This window comes from Sphingopyxis sp. (genome assembly GCF_016793825.1).
Classification (GTDB): domain Bacteria; phylum Pseudomonadota; class Alphaproteobacteria; order Sphingomonadales; family Sphingomonadaceae; genus Sphingopyxis.
The window spans coordinates 170,255-191,660 of record NZ_JAEULM010000021.1; the positions used below are offsets into that span (position 1 = coordinate 170,255).

General features: G+C 65.4%; 20 protein-coding genes. 12 read left to right on the forward strand and 8 right to left on the reverse strand.

The genetic code is table 11. The annotated features are described in order from the left end of the window. Window positions 1-76: 76 nt before the first annotated feature. A complete protein-coding gene (locus JNM03_RS07075; RefSeq protein WP_294035618.1) occupies window positions 77-1,198 on the forward strand; it encodes a homoserine O-acetyltransferase in 1,122 nt (373 codons plus the stop codon). Further along, window positions 1,192-1,788 carry a methionine biosynthesis protein MetW gene (metW, locus tag JNM03_RS07080; protein WP_294035659.1) on the forward strand — a complete coding sequence of 199 codons (597 nt, stop codon included), beginning with the start codon at window positions 1,192-1,194 and terminating at the stop codon, window positions 1,786-1,788. Before JNM03_RS07075 ends, metW begins: the two co-directional genes overlap by 7 nt. Before the next feature lie 59 nt (window positions 1,789-1,847). On the opposite strand, the gene JNM03_RS07085 is transcribed toward metW, so the two are convergent. Beyond that, the gene (locus JNM03_RS07085) at window positions 1,848-2,510 is read right to left on the reverse strand and encodes a TetR/AcrR family transcriptional regulator (protein WP_294035619.1); all 663 of its coding nucleotides are present in this window, start codon (window positions 2,508-2,510) and stop codon (window positions 1,848-1,850) included. 204 nt (window positions 2,511-2,714) lie between these two features. On the opposite strand from JNM03_RS07085, the gene JNM03_RS07090 reads away from it, so the two are divergent. Next, window positions 2,715-5,078, forward strand: a complete 2,364-nt coding sequence (locus JNM03_RS07090; RefSeq protein WP_294035620.1) for a TonB-dependent receptor — start codon at window positions 2,715-2,717, stop codon at window positions 5,076-5,078. Between the two features lie 56 nt (window positions 5,079-5,134). Here JNM03_RS07090 and JNM03_RS07095 read toward each other — a convergent pair whose 3' ends face one another. From JNM03_RS07095 to hemC, 5 genes are read right to left on the reverse strand one after another with little or no spacing between them, the layout of a single operon-like run. Continuing rightward, window positions 5,135-6,268: a CaiB/BaiF CoA-transferase family protein gene (locus JNM03_RS07095; RefSeq protein ID WP_294035621.1), complete on the reverse strand. Its 1,134-nt coding sequence runs from the start codon at window positions 6,266-6,268 to the stop codon at window positions 5,135-5,137. Next, the gene (locus JNM03_RS07100) at window positions 6,261-7,463 is read right to left on the reverse strand and encodes an acyl-CoA dehydrogenase (RefSeq protein WP_294035622.1); all 1,203 of its coding nucleotides are present in this window, start codon (window positions 7,461-7,463) and stop codon (window positions 6,261-6,263) included. Before JNM03_RS07100 ends, JNM03_RS07095 begins: the two co-directional genes overlap by 8 nt. 39 nt (window positions 7,464-7,502) lie before the next feature. Then, a complete protein-coding gene (locus tag JNM03_RS07105) occupies window positions 7,503-8,408 on the reverse strand; it encodes a mitofilin family membrane protein (RefSeq protein ID WP_294035623.1) in 906 nt (301 codons plus the stop codon). A gap of 22 nt (window positions 8,409-8,430) precedes the next feature. Next, a complete protein-coding gene (locus JNM03_RS07110) occupies window positions 8,431-9,138 on the reverse strand; it encodes a uroporphyrinogen-III synthase (protein ID WP_294035624.1) in 708 nt (235 codons plus the stop codon). Then, entirely contained in the window at window positions 9,135-10,088 is a 954-nt protein-coding gene (gene hemC / locus JNM03_RS07115) for a hydroxymethylbilane synthase (protein WP_294035625.1), read from the reverse strand. The genes JNM03_RS07110 and hemC overlap by 4 nt, the downstream gene beginning before the upstream one ends. Window positions 10,089-10,149: 61 nt before the next feature. Here hemC and tsaD point away from each other — a divergent pair, with 61 nt between their 5' ends. From tsaD to JNM03_RS07130, 3 genes are all read left to right on the forward strand, one after another. Further along, complete coding sequence (gene tsaD, locus JNM03_RS07120) at window positions 10,150-11,184, forward strand: tRNA (adenosine(37)-N6)-threonylcarbamoyltransferase complex transferase subunit TsaD (RefSeq protein WP_294035626.1); 1,035 nt, start codon at window positions 10,150-10,152, stop codon at window positions 11,182-11,184. Further along, window positions 11,181-12,173 (forward strand): NAD(P)H-dependent glycerol-3-phosphate dehydrogenase, encoded by a 993-nt coding sequence (locus tag JNM03_RS07125; RefSeq protein WP_294035627.1) that lies wholly within the window; start codon window positions 11,181-11,183, stop codon window positions 12,171-12,173. The genes tsaD and JNM03_RS07125 overlap by 4 nt, the downstream gene beginning before the upstream one ends. Before the next feature lie 130 nt (window positions 12,174-12,303). Then, on the forward strand, window positions 12,304-13,782 hold the full coding sequence (locus tag JNM03_RS07130; protein ID WP_294035661.1) for a lipopolysaccharide biosynthesis protein: 1,479 nt from the start codon (window positions 12,304-12,306) through the stop codon (window positions 13,780-13,782). Between the two features lie 4 nt (window positions 13,783-13,786). Here JNM03_RS07130 and JNM03_RS07135 read toward each other — a convergent pair whose 3' ends face one another. Further along, entirely contained in the window at window positions 13,787-14,785 is a 999-nt protein-coding gene (locus tag JNM03_RS07135) for an adenosine kinase (protein WP_294035628.1), read from the reverse strand. Window positions 14,786-14,894: 109 nt separating this feature from the next. Between JNM03_RS07135 and JNM03_RS07140 the strand changes: the two genes are divergently transcribed. Both JNM03_RS07140 and JNM03_RS07145 read left to right on the forward strand, forming a co-directional pair. After that, a complete protein-coding gene (locus tag JNM03_RS07140; protein ID WP_294035629.1) occupies window positions 14,895-15,575 on the forward strand; it encodes an EI24 domain-containing protein in 681 nt (226 codons plus the stop codon). Further along, the gene (locus JNM03_RS07145) at window positions 15,572-15,946 is read left to right on the forward strand and encodes a hypothetical protein (RefSeq protein WP_294035631.1); all 375 of its coding nucleotides are present in this window, start codon (window positions 15,572-15,574) and stop codon (window positions 15,944-15,946) included. The genes JNM03_RS07140 and JNM03_RS07145 overlap by 4 nt, the downstream gene beginning before the upstream one ends. Before the next feature lie 2 nt (window positions 15,947-15,948). Here JNM03_RS07145 and queG read toward each other — a convergent pair whose 3' ends face one another. Next, the gene (queG, locus tag JNM03_RS07150; RefSeq protein WP_294035633.1) at window positions 15,949-17,001 is read right to left on the reverse strand and encodes a tRNA epoxyqueuosine(34) reductase QueG; all 1,053 of its coding nucleotides are present in this window, start codon (window positions 16,999-17,001) and stop codon (window positions 15,949-15,951) included. Window positions 17,002-17,067: 66 nt separating this feature from the next. Between queG and JNM03_RS07155 the strand changes: the two genes are divergently transcribed. The 4 genes from JNM03_RS07155 to msrB all read left to right on the forward strand — a co-directional run bounded on the left by JNM03_RS07155 (window position 17,068) and on the right by msrB (window position 21,193). After that, a complete protein-coding gene (locus tag JNM03_RS07155) occupies window positions 17,068-18,018 on the forward strand; it encodes an ABC transporter ATP-binding protein (RefSeq protein ID WP_294035635.1) in 951 nt (316 codons plus the stop codon). Beyond that, complete coding sequence (locus JNM03_RS07160; protein ID WP_294035637.1) at window positions 18,015-19,322, forward strand: ABC transporter permease; 1,308 nt, start codon at window positions 18,015-18,017, stop codon at window positions 19,320-19,322. The genes JNM03_RS07155 and JNM03_RS07160 overlap by 4 nt, the downstream gene beginning before the upstream one ends. A 68-nt stretch (window positions 19,323-19,390) precedes the next feature. Next, on the forward strand, window positions 19,391-20,647 hold the full coding sequence (locus JNM03_RS07165; protein WP_294035639.1) for a cytochrome P450: 1,257 nt from the start codon (window positions 19,391-19,393) through the stop codon (window positions 20,645-20,647). Between the two features lie 57 nt (window positions 20,648-20,704). Next, window positions 20,705-21,193, forward strand: coding sequence for a peptide-methionine (R)-S-oxide reductase MsrB (gene msrB / locus JNM03_RS07170; RefSeq protein ID WP_294035641.1), 489 nt, complete (start codon window positions 20,705-20,707; stop codon window positions 21,191-21,193). Window positions 21,194-21,406 lie beyond the last annotated feature (213 nt).

Below are 21,406 nucleotides of genomic sequence, written 5' to 3' on the forward strand. Positions count from 1 at the left end.
GCGGCTGCGCGCGCCAAGTCCAGCATCTAGTCCGGCACGTTGACAGGCCCCGCCCACGCGCTTAGCCCCGCGCAGGATGGCCAGCCTGCTCCACGAGATCCAGCACCAGAGCGTGACGATTGGGACGCCGCTGCCGCTGGACAGCGGACAGGTCCTGCCGTCGGTGACGATCGCGTACCAAAGCCATGGCACGCTGAACGCCGACAAATCGAACGCGGTGCTGATCTGCCACGCACTGACCGGCGACCAATATGTCGCAAGCAACCATCCCGCGACAGGCAAGCCCGGCTGGTGGGCGCGCATGGTCGGGCCCGGCAAGCCGATCGACACCGACCGCTTTTTTGTTCTCTGCGCCAATGTGCTGGGCAGTTGCATGGGGACCAGCGGCCCGGCCAGCCCCGATACCGCGACCGGCGCACCGTTTGGCATGAATTTTCCCGTCATCACCATCGCCGACATGGTGCGGGCGCAGGCGATGCTGCTCGACCGTCTCGGCATAGCGCGACTTCATGCCGTCGTCGGCGGGTCGATGGGCGGGATGCAGACGCTTGCATGGGCCGCGGCTTATCCCGAGCGGCTCGCCTCGGCCGTCGTCATCGCCAGCGCCGCGCGCCATTCGGCGCAGAATATCGCTTTCCACGAAGTCGGGCGGCAAGCCATCATGGCCGACCCCGACTGGCAGGACGGGCAATATTACGCCAGCGCGCGTGCGCCGACCAAGGGGCTCGCGGTGGCACGGATGGCGGCGCACATCACCTATCTTTCGGAAGAAGGGCTGACCGAAAAATTCGGCCGCCGCCTGCAGGCGCGCGACAACAAGAGCTTCGGTTTCGATGCCGATTTCCAGATCGAATCCTATCTGCGGCATCAGGGGCTTGCCTTCACCGATCGCTTCGACGCGAACGCCTATCTCTATATCACCCGCGCGATGGATTATTTCGACCTGGCCGAACCGCACGACGGACGACTTGCCGGAGCGTTCGCAAAGGCAAAAAATGTCCGCTTCACGCTGGTGAGCTTTGATACCGACTGGCTCTATCCGACGGCCGAATCGCGCCGGATCGTCCAGGCGCTCCACGCGGTCGGCGCTGCGGCGAGTTTTGTCGAGCTGTCGGCGCCGTTCGGCCATGATTCCTTCCTCCTCGACGTGCCCGCGCTGGATCGCATCATGGCAGGTGCACTCGGAGGCGGCTGGTGACTCCGCTGCGCCCCGATCTGCGGATCATCGCCGACGCGATTCCCGCCGGCGTGCGCGCGCTCGATATCGGCTGCGGCGACGGCGCGCTGATGGCAGAATTGCGCGCCCAGAAGCAGATCGACGCCCGCGGGCTGGAGATCGACGGCATCGCGATCGAGGCGGCGATGGCGCAGGGCCTGTCGGTCGTGCAGGGCGACGCGAATCACGACCTCGCCGACTATCCACCCGACGCCTTCGACTATGCGATCCTGTCGCAGACGCTCCAGACCACCGAACGCCCCGACCGCGTGGTGGACGAGCTGTTGCGGATCGCACCGCGCGCTTTCGTAAGCTTCCCCAATTTTGCGCACTGGCGCGTCCGCCTGGCGCTGCTGTGGAGCGGCCGCATGCCCGTGACGCGGCTGCTCCCGGTGGCCTGGTACGAAACGCCCAATATTCATCACGTGACCGTCAGCGATTTTCGCACGCTCGTTGAGGAAAAGGGCATCAGGGTCGAAGATGCCTGGTATCTGTCGGGCGACAAGCCGACGAGTGACGCCGCCGCCGCGTGGCGGGCCGAGCATGCGATCTTCCTGATCGCGAGAGCGTAGCGCCCCTGTCGGCCTGAACGGTCGGCGGACCGGAGCGGTCGACAGCCCGATCGATCGATTCAGTCGCGCTTCTTCAACCCGTTCGCCAGCATATCGTTCGCAATGCGCGCGATCTCGGCAATGTCGGACTCTTCGTCCCACAAGCCATAGCGCATGCCCAGAAAGACGTTCATCCCGCCGATCGCCCAGGCGTGGATCTCGCCGACGTCAGGGCGGATTTCGCCGCGTGCGGCACCACCTTCGAGCCGCTGCCGCACGCGCGCAACGGTCGTTTCATAGTGGCGGCGATAGCTGGCATAATCGACGAATTCGGCTTCATCGATGATGCGATAGATCTCCTTGTGCTCGCGCACGAAGTCCAGATAGGATTCGAGCCCGATCCGCTCCGCGGCAATCTCGTCGGGCGCCGCCTGCACCAGCGGCGTGACATGATCGCGCAGTTGCTCGCTCATGTAGCGAACAAGCGCCTGAAAGATTTCATCCTTCGAATCGAAGTAGGTATAGAAGCTGCCGAGCGCCGTCCCGGCGCGGCGCGTGATCGCGCTGATCGACGCCTCGTGAAAGCCACGCTCGCCAAATTCGATCGCTGCCGCGTCGAGCAGCTTGCGCAAAGTCCGCCGTCCGCGTTCGGTGCGCGGCGTCTTGTCGCGGACATCGCCTCCACCGTCCCCGGTCGCGCTTTCCGCATCCGATGTCCCGGTCGCTGATCGCGGCTGATCCATTGGCCTTTTCCATCTCCCCAATCCGTCGCGCGCCGCCTCCATCGTGGCTTTTCGGTATCAGTGGCAAGCAAAAAACGACGAACTCAACTTCCAAGTTGAAACTTGGTTCATGTTTCAGTATTGGATATGGCAGGGCTTGGCAAGACCAGGCCCAAAAAATCAACAAGGGGTGGCAAAGGGCCGCCCCGACAAGGGAGAGACTTGATGCGTCCGTTCGCCCGCCGCCTTCATTCCGTTATCTGCGCCTCCAGCGCGCTCAGCCTGCTTGCCTTCGCACCGCCAGCCTTTGCGCAGGACGAAGGTGCGAGTACCGACAGCAGCGACGGCGAAATCATCGTCACCGCGCGCCGCCGCGAGGAATCGCTGCTGGATGTGCCGATTGCCGTCACCGCCTATTCGGGTGCGGCGCTCGAACAGTCGGGCGCGTCGGACATCACCGCCATTTCCGATACGACGCCCAACGTCACGCTGGAGAATTCGCGCGCGACCAACTCCACGCTGACCGCCTTCATCCGTGGCGTCGGACAGCAGGACCCGGTCGGCGGATTCGAAGCCGGCGTCGGCATCTATCTGGACGATGTGTACCTCAACCGCCCGCAGGCCGCGGTGCTCGATATCTATGATGTCGAGCGAATCGAGATCTTGCGCGGCCCGCAAGGTACGCTTTACGGTCGCAACACCATCGGCGGCGCGGTCAAATATGTCACCAGGACGCTGCCGCAGGACTTTTCGCTGAAACTGCGCGCGACCTACGGCACCTATGATCAGGCCGAAGGCGTGATCACCGCCAGTGCGCCGGTCGGCGACCTCCTTCGTGTCGGCGGATCGGTGGCGCGGCTGTCGCGCGGCGGGTTCGGCAAGAATCTGACCACCGGGCTCGACAATTACAACAAGGACGTCTGGGCCGGGCGAGGCACCGTCGAATTCGGCGGTTATGGAGAACCCGTCCTGATCCGTATTTCCGGCGACTACACCAGGGACAAGTCGCAGCCGCGCGGCGGCCACCGCCTGATCCGCAGCCTGCAAACCGGAACCCCTGTACTCGACGACGTCTATGACACCCGTGGCGGCCTCGTCACGCCGAAGCAGGACATCGAAGCTTACGGCCTCGCGATGAACGTCTCCGCCGATCTGTCGGACAATATCACGCTGCGCAGCATCAGCGCCTGGCGCAAGGACACGAGCTTTGGCCCGATCGATTTCGACGCGCTTCCCGCTGTCGATGTCGACGTTCCCGGAATCTACAAGAATGAGCAGCTCAGCCAGGAATTCCAGATCCTGTATCAAAGCGACAGGCTGAACGGTCTGGTCGGCTTCTACTATCTGAACGCCTCGGCGATCACCAATTTCGACGTGCTGCTGTACACCACCGGAAACCTGCTCGGCTTCCCGCAATTCTCGTCCTACACCGGCGGCACGGTCAAGACCGACACATGGTCGGCGTTCGGCGATTTCACCTATGACATCACCGATCAGCTTTCGATTTCGCTCGGCGGACGTTACACGTCGGACGTGCGCAACGCGCGCATCCTGAAGCAGCGCCGAATCCTGGGCCCCGATCCCCAGCTTGGCGGCAACGCTCCGATCGCGCTGGTCACCGATTCCGATTTCAGGGGGTCGCGCAAATTCACCAAGTTCACGCCGCGCGCCTCGATTTCGTTCAAGCCGACCGACGATCATCTGATCTACGCCTCCTATTCGAGCGGCTTCAAGGGCGGCGGGTTCGATCCGCGCGGCAACTCGACGGGCGCGCCGGATACCAATCGCGACGGCGTACGCAGCTATCAGGAGATTTTCGACTTCCTGACCTTCGACCCCGAAACGGTCGACAGCTATGAAGTTGGATACAAGGGATCGCTGGCTGATGGCCGCCTGCGCCTTGCGGTGACCGGCTTCCGCGCCGACTACAAGGACGTGCAGATTCCCGGTTCGGTCGGTGTCGACAACAATGGCGACGGCGTGTTCGAAACCTTCGCCGGGATCACCACCAACGCCTCGAAGGCCCGGCTGCAGGGCGTTGAGGTTGAGAGCTCCGCCACGCTGGCGCGCGATTTCGCGGGCGACGGATCGTCGATCAATCTGGCGGGGACGCTTGGCTATATCGACGGCAAATATCTGAAGTTCATCAACAATCTGGGCGTGGACGTCGCCGATTTCCGGCGCATTCAGAACACGCCCAAATGGACGGCATCGAGCACGCTTTCGGGGCAGTTCCCCGGATTCTCGGGCTCGATCAACGCATCGACCACGCTTTCCTATCGCAGCAAGACCACGCAGTTCGAAACCCCCAGCCCCTTCCTCGACCAGAAGGGCTATGCGCTGTGGGACGCGAACCTCGTCTGGTCGTCGAGCGACGACGGCTTTTCGATCGGCCTTCATGCCAAGAACATATTGGACAAGCAGTACAAGACCTCGGGCTACCAGTTCGTGTCGGTGAACCCGACGACGGGTGCGCCCATTCTGACGCAAGCCGACAACGTGACGCCAAGCCTGGGACAGGAAGGCGTGGTCACTGCCTTCTACGGCAACCCGCGTCAGGTCTTCGTCACCGGCACGGTCAAGTTCTGATCGGCAGTTGGAAGAAAAAAGGGGGGAGAGGGGCGCCCGCAATGGCGCCCCTTTTTCTATGAAGCCAGCGGCGGGGCACCGGTCGGCGCGACCATTCGCTCGCCGTCGATGACGATCGGACTCGCGACGCCGTCGATCTCGGCCCCTTCCGGGCGGAAGCGCATCCCGCGCGCGATCACCTGCGGGTCAGCGAAAACGCCCGCCAGGTCATTGATCGGCCCCGCCGGAACGCCCTCGGCCTCCAGCGCAAGCGATAGCGGCTGCGCGTCCCAGCCTGCGATCTTCGCCGCAAGCAGCGGGATCAGCTCGGCCCGGTTCGCCAGCCGCGCGGCATTGTTCGCAAAGCGCGGATCGTCGGCCCACTGAGGTTCGCCCAATATCATACAAAGCTTGCGATACTGGCCGTCATTCCCGACCGCGACGACAAGCTGGCCGTCGGCGGTGGCGAAGGCCTGATACGGCACCACATTGGCGTGACCGTTGCCCATGCGCCGCGGCGACACTCCGCTCGCGAGATAGTTGGCGGCCTGGTTGGCAAGCACAGCGACCTGCGAATCGAGCAGCGCCATATCGACATGAGCGCCCACGCCCGTGACGTCACGACGTCGTAATGCGGCAAGAATGCCGACTGTCGCGTACATTCCGGTGAAGATGTCGGCGTAAGCAATCCCGGCCTTTTGCGGCGGTCCGTCGGGTTCGCCGGTCAGCGACATGAATCCGCTCATCGCCTGAACGATGAAATCATACCCCGCCCGGTGCGCATAGGGACCCGTCTGGCCGAAGCCGGTGATCGAGCAGACGATCAGCCGCGGAAAGGCGGCGCGCAATGTCGCCGGATCGAGGCCATATTTGGCAAGCCCGCCGACCTTGTAATTTTCGATGACGACGTCGGCTCCGCCTATCAACGCGCGGACCTCCGCCTGCCCTGCCGTCGTCGCGATATCGACGGCGACGCTCCGCTTGCCCCGATTGCAACTGTGATAATAAGCGGCGCCCAGATTCGTCCCGTCTGCGTCGGTCACGAAGGGCGGTCCCCACGCGCGCGTGTCGTCGCCTGCGCCCGGCCGCTCGACCTTCACCACGTCCGCGCCGAGGTCGGCGAGCAATTGCCCGCACCATGGCCCCGCCAGCACGCGCGCGAGTTCGACGACGCGCAGGCCAGCCAGCGGTTTCGGCGCCGGATCAGGCAAAGGCAGACAGGCCCGTGATGGCGCGGCCCAGAATCAAGGCATGGACGTCGTGCGTGCCCTCATAGGTGTTCACGGTTTCCAGGTTCACGGCATGGCGGATGACGTGATAATCGGCGGAAATCCCGTTGCCGCCGTGCATATCGCGCGCGACGCGCGCGATATCGAGCGCTTTGCCGCAATTGTTGCGCTTGAGCAGGCTGATCGCATCGGGGATCAGCCTTCCCTCGTCGATCAGCCGCCCGACGCGCAGGGCCGTTTGCAGGCCCAGCGCGATTTCGGTGAGCATGTTGGCCAGTTTGAGTTGGACGATCTGGTTCGCCGCCAACGGCCGGCCGAACTGCTTGCGCTCCAGCGTATAATTGCGCGCCGCTTCATAGCAGAATTCCGCCGCGCCCATCGCGCCCCACCCGATGCCGTAACGCGCGCGGTTGAGGCAGCCGAACGGCCCCTTCAGCCCCGACACATGGGGTAGCAGGGCATCCTCACCCACCTCGACCCCATCCATCACGATTTCACCGGTGATCGAAGCGCGCAGGCTGACCTTGCCCTCTATCTTGGGCGCCGAAAGCCCCTTCATGCCCTTTTCGAGCACAAAGCCGCGGATCGCGCCGTCGTGCGCGTCGGATTTCGCCCACACAACGAACACATCGGCGATCGGCGAATTGGTGATCCACATCTTCGCGCCCTTCAGCCGATAGCCGCCGGCGATCTTCTCCGCGCGCGTACGCATGCCGCCGGGATCGCTGCCCGCGTCGGGTTCGGTCAGGCCGAAACAGCCGACCAGCTCGCCCGACGTCAGGCCAGGAAGATATTTCCGCTTCTGCTCCTCACTGCCGTAAGCGTTGATCGGATGGATCACGAGCGAGCTCTGCACCGAGCAGGCCGAACGGTAACCCGAATCGATCCGTTCGACCTCGCGCGCGATGAGGCCATAGCTGACATAATTCAGGCCCGCGCCGCCATATTCGGGGTCAATTGTCGCGCCAAGGAGGCCAAGCTGGCCCATCTCGCGCATGATCTCGCGGTCGAAGCGTTCTTCGAGAAACGCCGATGTGACGCGCGGCAGCAACTCGCCTTCGGCATAGGCGCGCGCCGCGCTCTGGATCATCCGCTCTTCTTCGCTGAGCTGGTCGGCGAGCTGAAGGGGGTCGAACGGGTCGAGGGCTTCGATACGCTGCGGATCGGCGAGGGCCATGGGTCGGCTTTCTTCAAGCGCGACCCCTGAAAGGAGTCGCTAGGGGGTCGTGACGGCCGGCGGGCGGGCCATCGCGACGGCGGTTCCGTCGCGCGGCTCCAATATCGCCGCGGTCTCAATGAGGTCAAGCGCGCGACGCGCCTCATGATACCGGCGCGCTTCGATCAGCCATTCGCCCGCCGCGGCGGCGCCGGGCATCGCCTGCACCTCCGCAATCGCCTTGTCGGCCATCCCTCCGGCAAGGTAGCGGCGTGCGCGGTCGAGCCGTTCGGTGGCACGCGGCGATTGTGTACCCGCAGGCCGAACAACGAACAGTTCGCCGAGCTCGCGGCGAAGTCCCGTCCACAGGCTGCCATTGTCGCCCTTCCGCCCGACCAGTTCGGGCGCAATCGCATCGAGTTCGGCGCGCAACTGTTCGAGCGTGACGGGCTCACGAGAGGTTTCGATGATCGTTTTCACCGCATTCGGCTGATCATCCCCGAAACGGAGCCGAAGCTGCGCCTCGAGATAGCCAAGCGACAAGCCGCGATCGAGCGCGCGACGCACCGCGAAAGCGACCAGCAGACCCTCGGCGCGCGAGGCGTTGCCCGAGGCCGACTCGGCCTGAAGAGTGATCCGCGAAAGGCGCTGTTCGAGCTCGGCAACCCGCGCGCCCAGCGCATCGGGATTGTCGATTGGCGCGACAACCAGCGCGGCCTTCCCGGTCGACGGGTCGGCGGCCGTCTGTCCCACCACCGCGAGCTGGCCGCCGGCCGACGGCGTCTCGCCGACCACGGTTTCGGTCTGGGGATCGGCTGCAAGCCAGCGACTCATCGCCCAGCCGCCACCGACCACGCCCGCGAGCAGAAGCACCATCGCGCTGATGAAAAGAGCCCTGAAGGACAGTCGCTTAACCGGTACCGCGCCATCCGCCGGCGCGGACGTTTCGATGCTGTCGATTGCCATATTTCTCTTTCGAACGACCCCGTTATTGGCCCTTTTGGCATAATTTATGCGCCGCTGCCAACATCGAGGCATCGTCAGGCCGTGCCGCGACGGAGATTTCGGTCCAACCGTCGCCTGCCGCACCCGCCACCGCCGGACTGATCGCAACCAGCGAAAGGTGCCGCCGCGCCGCGCCGGCACAGGCGGCAATCCGCCTTGCTCCGCGCGCAGAATGCGCAAGCAGTACCGCGGGCGCGGCGATCGCATCGGCCCAGCCCACCGGCGGACTGACGGGATCGACCGCATAAACCGGCAGCGCGACCAGTTCCATCCCGCGCGCGTCGAAACTCGATCGATCGCGACCGCAAAGCCACAGGATTCGTCGAATATTCCGCGACGTCATGGCATCGATCAGCGCCTGCGCGTCGCCCGCGCCCGTCATTTCAACTCGCCGTCCGATCTTCTCCGCCGCGGTCGCCGTGGCAGCCCCGACAGCATAGACCGGAAGCTCGGGAAGCGTTGGTCGCTGTGGCGATCCGCCCGGCGACAGGCGCGGACCGGCGAGTCGAACCGCTTGCGCACTCGTCAGCAGGAGCGCGTCGAAGTCGCCCTCCGGCATGCTCCATTCGATCGGCCGCGCCTCGAACAGCGGGAAATGCCGGGCATCGATCCCCATCGCCTGCGCCCGCGCAACCGTCGCCATGCCGCCGGGGTCCGAGCGAGTGACAATCAGCGGAAGGCCCTGGATCATGCGCCAAAGAGCCGCCGGATCGCCTCGCTGGCATCCCCAAGCAGGCGCCGGGCCAGCGCAGCGGCATCACCCTCTGCCGCGATCGGCGCATGACCGGCGACATGATCTCCGCCGTCGTCCGAATAGATCTCGGCGTCGAGCCGCAACGATCCATCAGCCTGCCAATGCGCGTGCGCCGCCACGGGCGAGCGACAATCACCGCCCAGCGCGGCAAGCAAGGCGCGCTCCGCCGCCACCGCTTCATGCGTGGGGCGGTGATCAACTGTCTTCAGCAACGCGAGAATTGCCGGATCATCGGCGCGGCATTCGATCCCGATCGCGCCCTGCGACGCCGCCGGAAGCAGCAGATCGGCGGCCTGAACGCTGCCGACATCGTGCATTCCGAGCCGGTCGAGCCCGGCCGCGGCGAGCAGCGTCGCATCGGCATCGCCGGCCGCCAGCTTGGACAGCCGGGTCGCGACATTGCCGCGCAACAGCGTGGTCACGATATCGGGCCGTAATCGCTTCACCTGCGCGGCGCGGCGCGGGCTGCTCGTGCCCAGTCGCGCGCCCTGCGGCAAATCCGTAATCGTCGTCGCCGTGATCCCCTCCCGCACCACCAGCCGGTCGCGCGGGTCGGCGCGCTCCAGCATCGCGCCGAGCGCGAATCGCGGGTCACGAAGTGTCTCGACATCCTTCAACGAATGAACCGCGATGTCGATGTCGCGCGCGTCGAGCGTCGCATCGAGTTCACGCGTCCACAACGCCTTGCCCCCAACATCGGCCAGCGCGCGATCCTGGATCCGGTCGCCGGTGGCGGTCATCGGCATGATTGCGAGCGCTGCGGGGTCAAGCGCATGCGCGCGCGCCAGCGCCGCCGCCGCCATATGCGCCTGTGCAAGCGCGAGGGGCGAAGCGCGGGTGCCGATGCGCAGCGGACGCGCGGTTGTCGGAAGCGGGATCGAAGCCATATCTCCCGCTAGCCGCCCTTGCCCTGTCTGCAAAGGGGCGGGTAAGGAGGCACGCAATAATATGACTCTGATCCTTGGCCTTGAATCGAGCTGCGACGAAACCGCGGTGGCGCTCGTCGATAGCGAGCGACGCATCCTCGCGCATCGCGTCGCGGGTCAGGAGGACGAACATCGCCCCTTTGGCGGCGTGGTTCCGGAGATCGCCGCGCGGGCGCATGTCGAACGGCTGGCGCCACTGGTTGAAGCGGTGCTTGGCGAAGCCGACCTGACCCTCGCGGATGTCGATGCGATCGCGGCAACGGCTGGCCCGGGCCTGATCGGTGGCGTGATGGTCGGGCTGGTTACGGGGAAAGCACTGGCGCACGCTGCGGGCAAACCGCTGATCGCGGTCAACCACCTCGAAGGCCATGCGCTGAGCCCGCGCCTTGCCGATGCGTCGCTGGAATTTCCGTATCTGTTGCTGCTGGTGTCGGGCGGCCACTGCCAGTTGCTGCTCGTACGCGGCGTTGGCGACTATCGCCGACTGGCAACAACGATCGACGACGCGGCGGGCGAAGCGTTCGACAAGACCGCCAAGCTGCTCGGCCTCGGCTACCCCGGCGGCCCGGCGGTCGAGCGTCTCGCGGCGCAGGGCGATCCACATGCCGTTGCGCTCCCCCGACCCCTCGCCGGTAGCACCGAACCGCATTTCTCGTTCGCAGGCCTCAAGAGCGCGGTTGCGCGGACCGCCGCATCGGGCGCGCATCGCACCGCCGACCTCGCCGCTTCGTTTCAGCAGGCGGTCGTCGATTGCCTTGTCGACCGGAGCCGGATCGCACTTGCGACATGTCCCGAAGCGACCGCTTTCGTCGTAGCCGGCGGGGTCGCCGCGAACGGCGCGATCCGGTCAGCGCTCACCACGCTCGCAGCACGCTTCGACAAGCCTTTCGTCGCTCCGCCGCTTTGGCTCTGCACCGACAATGGCGCGATGATCGCGTGGGCCGGCGCCGAACGCTTTGCCGCCGGCCTGACCGACTCCCTCGACACTGCGGCGCGCCCGCGCTGGCCGCTCGACCCGGAGGCCGAAGCGGTTCGCGGAGCGGGGGTGAAGGCATGACGTCACACCATCGTTTCGGGGTGATCGGCGGCGGCGCCTGGGGAACGGCGCTCGCGCAGATGATCGCGGCCGAAGGGGCACCGGTCCGGCTGTGGGCACGTGAAGACGATGTGGTCGCGGCGATCAACGGCGAACACCGCAATCCCATGTTCCTGCCCGGTGCGGCGCTATCGCCCTCGCTTGCCGCCACCGGCGATCTTGCCGACATGGCCGAATGCGACGCATTGCTCGTCGTCGTGCCGGTCCCGTTCCTGCGCTCCGTACTCGCGGCCTTGCCGCCATCCGGCGCACCGCTGATCTTTTGCAGCAAGGGCATGGAGGCCGGGACCTTTGCCTTTCCAATCGACATTGCCAACGACATTTGCCCCGATCGGGCGCACGCCGTGCTGTCGGGGCCGACCTTCGCGCACGAAGTCGCCGCTGGACTTCCCACCGCAATCACGCTGGCAGCCACGGACACCGAAACCGCCGAAGCGCTCGCGCTCGCGCTCGCCCGTCCGCACTTTCGACCGTACATATCGACCGACATGATCGGCGCCGAAATCGGCGGCGCGGTGAAGAATATCCTCGCGATCGCCTGCGGCATCGTCGATGGCGCCGGGCTGGGGCTCAACGCCCGTGCTGCGCTGATCAGCCGCGGATTTGCGGAAATGACCCGTTTTGGCCTGTCACGCGGCGCGCTGCCCGAAACGCTGGCAGGGCTTGCGGGCCTTGGCGACCTTGTCCTCACCTGCACGTCGGCCAACTCGCGCAACTTCGCGCTGGGCCAGGGGCTTGGTCGTGGCGAAGCAGCCTCGGCGCTGATGGCCGACCGTCGCACCGTTGCCGAAGGAGCCTTCAGCGCGCCCGTGATTGCCGCCGCCGCGCGCGCCGACGGTATCGACATGCCGATCACCGATGCCGTCGCACGACTCGTCTCGGGCGAGATTCTGGCGGCACAAGCCATTCAGGCGTTGCTCAGCCGCCCCCTGCGACCCGAAGGCCGATGATCTCCACGATGGAATTGCCTGCACCGCAGCGCCGCGCTAGATTGCCGGACGGGGATATCAGCAAGGGGCGCGAGGCTTGAGCCAGACGGACAGCGCAGCCGCGCCCTCTCCCGTTCCCACAGAACCCGCGATGGCCGACGCCGATGCCGCCGCCCTTGCCAAGGGCGGCCGCACCAATTTCTTCGGCTTCGTCCTCCGCCTCGTCGCGCGCCTGCCCTTCCTCTACTTCGCAGGACGCTGGTACGGGCCCGAAGCGGTCGGACGCTTCGCCTTTGCGGTTCTCGTCATTGAACTCGTGGCGCAACTTGCAACTCTCGGTCTCAAACGGGGCCTTGCGGAGCAGTTGAGCGCGCCCGACGCCGATCACCGCACCGTCGTCTGGGACGGCATGTTCGTGGCATTCCTCGCTTCGGCGCTCGGCTCGGTGCTTCTGCTGTTGCTGCCGCACCTGATGTTTCCTGCCGGCGATATCGACGGCACCGACCGGTGGATGGCACTGCTGATCTTCGCGATCGCCGGCACCGATATCGCGCTGGCCGCCTGCGCCTATCGGTTCGATATCGGCGCGACGGTGCGCGCGCGCGCGGTCGTCGAACCGTGGGTGATCAGCATCGCCGCGGCAGGCTTCTGGTTCGTGTCGCCACGCGACGGCCTGATGCTATCCTACGCCGCGGCCATGATCGGGGCCTTTCTGACGGCGCTCGTGCCGATGATTCGCCATTATGGCGGCCCCCGCGGATGGCAACCGCACCCCGCGCACCTGATCATGGTCGCGCGCCGCAACGCCCCACTCGCCGCCGCCGATGCGATCGAATGGGGTACGCGCCGCCTCGACCTCTTCATCCTCGGCCAGTTCACGTCGCCGACCATCTATGGCATTTATTACATGGCACAGCAGGTCGCTTCGCTGCCGCAAAAGCTGAAGACCAGCTTCGAACCGATTCTGGGGCCCGTGATCACGCGCAACCTTGCCGAAAACAAGCTTGCGGCCGTTGCCGCACAGGTCAGCCAGGTCGGATTCTGGATCATCGCAGCGCAAGCCGGCGTCGCGCTCGCGCTCGGCATTCCAGGCGAAGCCGTGATGGGGCTTGTCGGCCCCCAGTTCGTCAGCGGCACCGGCGCCCTCGCCTTCTTGCTCGCGGCCGAGGTCGTCGCAGCGACCGCGGTCGTCAGCGAAGCGGCGCTCGTCTATGTTGCGCGGCACCGCAACCTGCTGATCAGCCTCGCCACGCTCGCGCTCCAGGCAATCCTCAGCGTCGCGCTGATCCTCGTCGCGAAATCGTGGGGCCTCGACCCGATCTACTACGCCGTGGCGGTCGCGCTTGCATTGATGCTGGCGCTCGGGTTCGCATCGGTCGTCAAGGCGCGGCTGCTCGCGCGCGTCCTGAATGCCCCGGTCAACAGCCTGCGCTGGGCGCTGATCTGGGCAACCGCCGGCGCTGCCGTGCTCGGCTGGGGCGCGACGCAATTGCCCGAATGGGCGGAACTGCTGATCGGTGTCCCGCTGATCCTGGGCATCTATGCGTGGCTAATCTGGACGCGCGGTTTCGGACCCGCCGACCGGGCGCTATTCAAGAAACACCCCGAGACGGCGACGGCCTCGTCCTGAAGAATCAGCCGAGGCGCGCCGCGACCTTGGCCTTCAGGTCGGTCTGCGCGCGCGGGCCCACCTGCGCGATGATTTCGCGCGCGCATACGGCACCCATCGTCAGAGAGTCGGCGATCGAACGACCTTCGGCATGGCCCGACAGGAAGCCTGCGGCAAAAAGATCGCCAGCACCCGTCGTGTCCACGACCTGTTCGATCGGTTCGGCACCAACCTCGGTACGCTCCCCGTTCTGGAGCGCGATCGCTCCCTGTGCTCCCCTCGTGACGACCAGCAGCGGGACCTGCGCCGCGACGCTCGCCACCGCCGCGTCGAAATCGTCGGTTTCGGCCAGCGCGCAGATCTCCACCTCGTTTGCGAACAGGATGTCGAACAGGCCTTCGGCGATCAGCGCTCGGAAATCCGCGCCATGGCGGTCGATGATGAACGCATCCGACAGCGTGAAGGCGACCTTGCGCCCGGCGCCGCGCGACACATCGATCGCGCGCCGCATCGCCGCACGCGACAGCGGCGGATCCCACAGATAGCCTTCGAGATAGAGGATGGCCGCGTCCGCAATCCACGCCTCGTCGATCATCGACTGCTCGAGCAGGTGGCTGGCGCCCAGAAAAGTGTTCATGGTCCGCTGCCCGTCCGGGGTGACGAGGATCAGGCAGCGTGCGGTCGGCGCCCCTTCCTTGAGCGGCGCGGTATCGTATGCGACACCCAGCGCCCGCAGGTCATGCGTGAAAACATGGCCGAGCTGGTCGTCTGCGACCTGCCCGATAAAGGCGCATCGTTCGCCCAATACCGCCATGCCGGCGAGCGTGTTCGCGGCGGATCCGCCCGATACTTCGACCGCCGGGCCCATCGCCGCATACAGGCGCTCGGCTTCGGCCGCGTCGATCAGCCGCATCGATCCCTTGGTCAGACCTTCCGCCTCGATCAAGCTATCGTCGGCGCGGGCAAGAACATCGACGATCGCATTGCCGATGGCAACAACGTCGAAACGGGCGGTGGAGGCCATGAAAAATCCTGTGCTGTATGGGGAGACTGCGCGCGCCTTAAGCGGCGAGACGCGCCAAGGCAAGCGCGGCGCTTGACGAGCCGCCCCAGCCCGCGCCATTCCGTCGGGCATGGCTCATGCCGTTCACGCTCTCCTGCTGGCACTCCGCGACTTGCCGCACCCGCGCGTGCTGCGCATCCTGGTCCAGAGCCTGATCCTGACGTTGCTGATCTTCACCGCGACTGGAGCCGCAGTCGTTTATGGTGCCCGCTGGGCGCTCGGTCATTGGCGCTGGCTCGACGGGGTCGAACTCGACATGGCCGGCGTGCTTATCCTGCTTGTCGTCATCGCCGGAAGCTGGCTGCTGTTTCGCGCGGTCGCGATCGTCGTTGTCGGTCTGTTCGCGGATTCGATCGTCGCGGATGTAGAGGGTCGTCATTATCCGGCCGCCGCCGCGCGGGCAATTGATGTCGGATGGCGTCAGAACTTGGGCCTTGCGCTCGCTTCGCTGTCGCGTTTGATCGCCGGCAATGTGGTCGCGCTGCCCGTCTATCTGGTTCTGCTCGTTACCGGGATCGGGACGCCTCTGTTCGCGTTGTTCGTCAACGCACTGCTCCTCGGCCGCGATCTCGAAGCGATGGTGCTCGCACGCCACCCCGACCAGCCACGCTTCGCACGGCCGGTGCGCTGGTCACTGGGGTTGCTATCCGCCGCAAGCTTCGTGGTTCCCGTCGCCAATCTGTTGGCCCCGATCATCGGCGCGGCTATGGCCGTCCACCTGTTGCACCTGCGGGATGGAAACCGGACATGACAATCAAGGAATTGCTGGCGATCGCGGCGGCGACCGGCCTGCTCGCCGGCTGCACCGCGACCCCGCCGCCCCGCTCGACGCAGCCCGTCACGACGTCGCGGCCACTGGCAACCCCGCCACGGATCGTCCAGAACAACAGTCTGGTCGGGCAGCACGCCAATGCCGCCCTGTCATTGTTCGGAAAGCCCCGGCTCGACGTCGCCGAGGGGGCTGGCCGCAAGCTCCAGTTCGCGGGAGCCGCCTGCATTCTCGATATCTATTACTATGCGCCAAAGGCCGGCGCCGACGCCATCGCGACCCACGTCGATGCACGTACGCCCGATGGGCGCGATACCAATGTCGATAGCTGCGTCAGCGCGCTTCGCCGCTGACGTCAGGACGCCAGTTCGGCGAGCGCCCATGCCGCCGCTTCGGCAACTATCGGCGATTCATCGGCGATGAGCACCTCCAGTCGTTCCCGAAACCGCGCGTCACCGCTGTTTCCGGCCGCAACAGCAGCATTGCGCACCATCCGGTTGCGCCCGATGCGCTTGATCGGCGAGCCGGCAAAAACTTGCCGAAAACCTGCATCGTCGAGAGCGAGCAGGTCGGCGAGCGACGGTGCGACCAGCTCGGCGCGCGGCAGGAACGCACGATGCCGCGCGGCCGTGTCGGCGAACTTGTTCCACGGGCACGCTGCCAGACAATCATCACACCCATAGACGCGGTTGCCGATCCCACGGCGGAGGTCGACCGGAATGGGCCCGTCATGCTCGATCGTCAGATAGGATATGCAACGCCGCGCATCGAGCTGGTACGGTGCCGGAAAGGCTTGCGTCGGACAGACATGCTGACAGGCGGCGCAACTTCCACATGTGGCGCGCGCAGGCCGTGACGGCGTGAGGTCGAGGGTCGTATAGATCGCCCCCAGGAACAGCCAACTGCCATGCTCGCGGCTGACGAGATTGGTGTGCTTGCCCTGCCAGCCGAGCCCGGCTGCGGCGGCCAGCGGCTTTTCCATGACAGGAGCAGTATCGACGAAGACCTTGACCTCGGCTCCCTTCGCCTCGGCAACCATCCAACGCGCGACCGCTTTCAGCGCCCTCTTCACGACGTCATGATAATCGGCGCCCTGCGCATAGACCGAAATGCGCCCGCGTGCCGGCTCATCCGCGAGCGCAAGCGGATCGAAAGCCGGCGCATAACTCATGCCCAGCGCGACGACCGACCGGACGTCGGGCCACAGACCCTGCGGCGACCCGCGCTGGCCCGCGCGACTTTCCATCCAGATCATATCGCCGTGCCGCCCTTCGGCCAGCCACTCGCCCAGCCGGGCGGCCGTGTGGGGGGCGGCATCTGCGCGCGCGATCCCGAATGCGACGAAGCCATGCTCACGCGCGACGTCTTCAAGTTTTTGCTCGATGGAAGGCAAGGCTTCGGCAACCATTGGCGCTCTATACGGCAAGCGCCTCCTCGTGCCATAGGGGTGTGCACCACGATCAGGAACGCCGATTTGACCGAACTTGCCGTTGAGGCCACCGGCCTCACCAAATATTTCGACAGCTTCACTGCGGTCGATCATGTCAATCTCAAGGTCCCCACCGGCTGCATCTATGGCGTGCTAGGCCCCAACGGCGCCGGCAAGACGACAAGCCTGCGCATGACGCTGGGCATTATCGATCCCGACGAAGGGATCAGCCGCCTGCTGGGCGGCCACAAGCCCCAGTCGGTCCGCCACCGCATCGGCTATCTCCCTGAAGAGCGCGGTCTTTACCCCGGCATGAAAGCGCGCGAGGCAATCGCATTCATGGGTGCCTTGCGTGGGCTCGACTGGCGCGAAGGCCGCCGCCGTGCCGGAATCTTCATGACCGAACTCGGACTTGAGCGGGTGATCGACGAAAAAATCCGCAAGATGTCGAAGGGCATGGCGCAGATGGTCCAGCTCATCGGATCGATCGTCCACGCGCCCGACCTGATCGTGCTCGACGAGCCCTTCTCGGGGCTCGACCCCGTCAACCAGGAGCGGCTCGAAATGCTGGTGCGGCGCGAACGCGACCGCGGGGCCACAATTCTCTTTTCGACTCATGTGATGGCCCATGCCGAGCGATTGTGCGACCGGATCGTGATCATCGCCCGCTCCCAGCACCGCTTTGAAGGCACGGTGGACGAAGCCCGCGCACTGTTGCCGATGCAGGTCCGCTACACGCCGCGCGATAACGACGACGCGGTGGCGCGGTTGCTTCCAGAGGACGCCGAACGAAAGGGCGAGGCCTGGCATTTCGCGATCGAAGAAGCCGACGTCGAGCCGCTGCTCGGACGCATCACGGCCAGCGGGCATGGCGTCGCCGGCCTGTCGATCGCGCGGCCCGCGCTCCATGATGCGTTCGTCCATATCGTCCGGCAGGTCGATGCAAGCTTTGCCGCGATGCCCGAAGGCGACGCGGTCGAGGAGGTCGTGGCATGACCCCCTTCCTGAAAAACATGTTCGTGATCGCACGCCGCGATTTCCTGGCCATCGTCGCGACCCCGACTTTCCTGCTTTTCCTTCTCGCGCCGCTGTTCATGGTCGGGATGGGAGCCGTCGGCGGCCTTGGCGCCTCGCAGCTTGCCGATAGCGCGCGCGGCAAGGGACGGATCGTCGCGATTGTCGATGCCGCCGATGTCGAGGCACTCGGCAAAGCCGACGCGCGGCTGCGCGATGCGCTGTCGGGCGGTGAACGGCCCATGACCCTCGAGGTACGGATCGCCGGCCCGCGGGCTCCCGACCCGCTCGTCGTCGCGCGCGAGAAAGGCAGCGATACCTATGCGGTCATGAGCGGGGCGCTCGAACGCCCGCGGATCATCGAACGCAACGAAGGCAGTACGTCGGGCCGCTATCTCGCGCTGCTGGCGGCCGATGTGTTGCGCGATCGCGCTGCCGGCCCGGTGCCGCCCGTGGCGCCGCATTTCGAAGCGCTCACCAGCGGCGGAACGAGTATCGCCGCCCAGCAATCGCTGGGATTCGGTGCCGTGTTCGCGATCTTCCTGATGACGCTGCTTCTCGCTGGCCAGACCGTCAGCTCGATGGCCGAAGAAAAGGGAAACAAGGTCATTGAAATCCTCGCCGCAGCGGTGCCGCTGGAAAGCGTCTTCCTCGGCAAGCTGCTCGGCATGCTGGGCGTCGCGGTCCTGTTTATCGCCTTCTGGGGCGTGGTCGCACTCGGCGGCGGCTTCGTCGCCGCGCTTCAGATGGACCCCGCGGCAATCGCCGCCGCCGGCAAGCCTGCCGCCGCGCTGGCGGTCGCGCCCGCCAGTGGCTGGGGGTTCTTCATCGCAATATCGCTGTGTTATTTCGTGATGGCCTTTCTCCTCCTCGGCGCCGTGTTTCTGGGCATTGGCGCACAGGCAAGCACGGTTCGCGAGATTCAGATGCTCAGCCTCCCGATCACGATTTTCCAGGTCGGAATGTTCAGCCTCTCCGCCGCCGCCGCAAGTGCACCGGATAGCGGGCTGGCGCATTTCGCGCAGGCCTTCCCCTTCTCGTCACCCTTCGCGATGGCGGCACGCGCCGCGACCGACGGCGCGCATGGCATTCATTTCCTCGCGCTCGGCTGGCAGGCGATCTGGGTCGCAATGACCGTTTATCTGTCGGTCCGCCTGTTCCGCGCCGGCGTCCTCAGTGGTGGCAGCGGCTGGAAATTCTGGCGACGCAACCGCCTTGCCGTTACGGCAATCGCTGCAGCGAGCACCGGAGCAAAAGCTGCAGCGGAGACCGGCACGCCTCATTGACAAAGCTGTAAATAGTGGCATTCTGCAACTGAATCGGCCGCGCGATGACGGCCGACGGAGGATATGCCATGGCCACCCAGATCCGTACCGCTCCCGACATGCCGCACCCGCTTGACGTATCGCGCGCCGACTTGTGGCGCGAAGACAAGTGGCAGGACCCGATGCGCCAGCTACGCGCCGAATCGCCGATCTATTATTGCGAGGATTCGAAGTTCGGACCCTATTGGTCGGTAACGACCTACAAGCCGATCCAACATATCGAGGCGCTGCCGAAGGTTTTCTCTTCGTCGTGGGAATATGGCGGGATCACCGTCGCCGGCGACGGGGTCGAGCATCTGAAAGAGGGCGAGATCCCGATGCCGATGTTCATCGCGATGGACCCGCCGCAACACACCGCGCAGCGCCGGACCGTCGCCCCCGCGTTCGGCCCGTCGGAAATAGAACGCATGCGCGCCGACACGGTCGCGCGCACGGCCGCCCTGATCGACGCCCTGCCGGTCGGCGAGCCGTTCGACTGGGTCGAGAAACTGTCGATCGAGCTGACGACCGACATGCTCGCGATCCTGTTCGATTTCCCATGGGAAGACCGTCACCGGCTGACCGGCTGGTCCGACGCACTCGGTGATATCGAATCGTTCAACACGACCGAGGAACGTCAGGCCCGTACCGCGACGGCATTCGAAATGGGCGCCGCCTTCAAGGATCTGTGGGACCGCAAGGCGCTCAATCCGGGCAAGCATGACCTTATCTCGATCATGCTTCAATCGGACGCGATGAAACATATGAGCGAGCATGAGTTCATGGGCAATCTCATCCTGCTGATCGTCGGTGGCAACGACACGACGCGCAATTCGATGTCTGCCTATGCTTATGGTCTTCACTGCTTCCCCGAAGAGCGCGCGAAGCTCGAGGCAAATCACGACCCCGAGCTCGCGGTCAACGCGATGCATGAAATCATTCGTTGGCAGACCCCGCTGGCGCACATGCGGCGCACCGCAATGGAGGATACCGAGCTCTTCGGCCACCAGATCAGGAAACGCGACAAGCTGGCGCTGTGGTATGCCTCGGCAAACCGCGACGAAAGCGTCTTTCCCGACGGCGACCGGATCATCGTCGACCGCGAAAACGCGCGCCGGCACCTGGCGTTCGGCTATGGCATCCACCGCTGCGTCGGCGCGCGTGTCGCCGAATTGCAGCTCACGACACTGATCTCCGAAATGCAGAAGCGTCGCCTGCGCGTGAACGTGCTGGACGAACCGGAGCGCGTCAACGCCAGCTTTGTTCACGGCTATCGCCACATGCGGGTCGAACTTGAACGCTATTGACGACAGGCACGACGCGGCGCATTCGAAACGGCAGCAGGGGGCATGAGGAAGCCTTCAATGATCGAGCGCCGCTATCTTCTTTCGGGCCTCGCGCTGGGCAGCGCGATGATCGCCGCACCCGTGTTGTTCGCCAAATCTGGGAAACGCCCGAAAGCCGAGCCCGGTTGGCAACTCTCCGACGCCGAATGGCAGCGGCGTCTGTCGCCGATGCAGTATCGCGTGTTGCGCGAGGCCGTGACCGAGCGCGCGTTCACCAGCGCCCTCAACAACGAACATCGCGCCGGCACCTTTGTCTGCGCCGGCTGCGCGTTGCCGCTCTATTCGAGCAAGACGAAGTTCGAGAGCGGGACAGGCTGGCCCAGCTTCTGGACGCCGCTGAAGGGCGGAATCGCCACCGCGATCGATTATGAAATCGGCGTTGCGCGCACCGAAGTCCATTGCAAACGCTGCGGCGGTCACCTGGGCCATGTTTTCAACGATGGACCGAAGCCGACCGGAAAGCGCTATTGCATGAACGGCGCGGCGCTGAACTTTCAACCGGCCTGAGGATCGGACACCGCGACGGGGCCGGTCATGGCTCATCGATTCGTCCTGGCCCTAGAGCGGCTCGTCTGCTGGCGTTGAGAGTTTCAGACGCCGATAGGCGTCAGAAAGTCTTCGGTGCCCGAACCGCGGGCCGCATGGACTGAGCTATGGGGAAAGTTGTTTTGCGCTGATGGCGAGGTAGCCAGTTGCTGCCCAAAAGCGGACGTGCGCGAT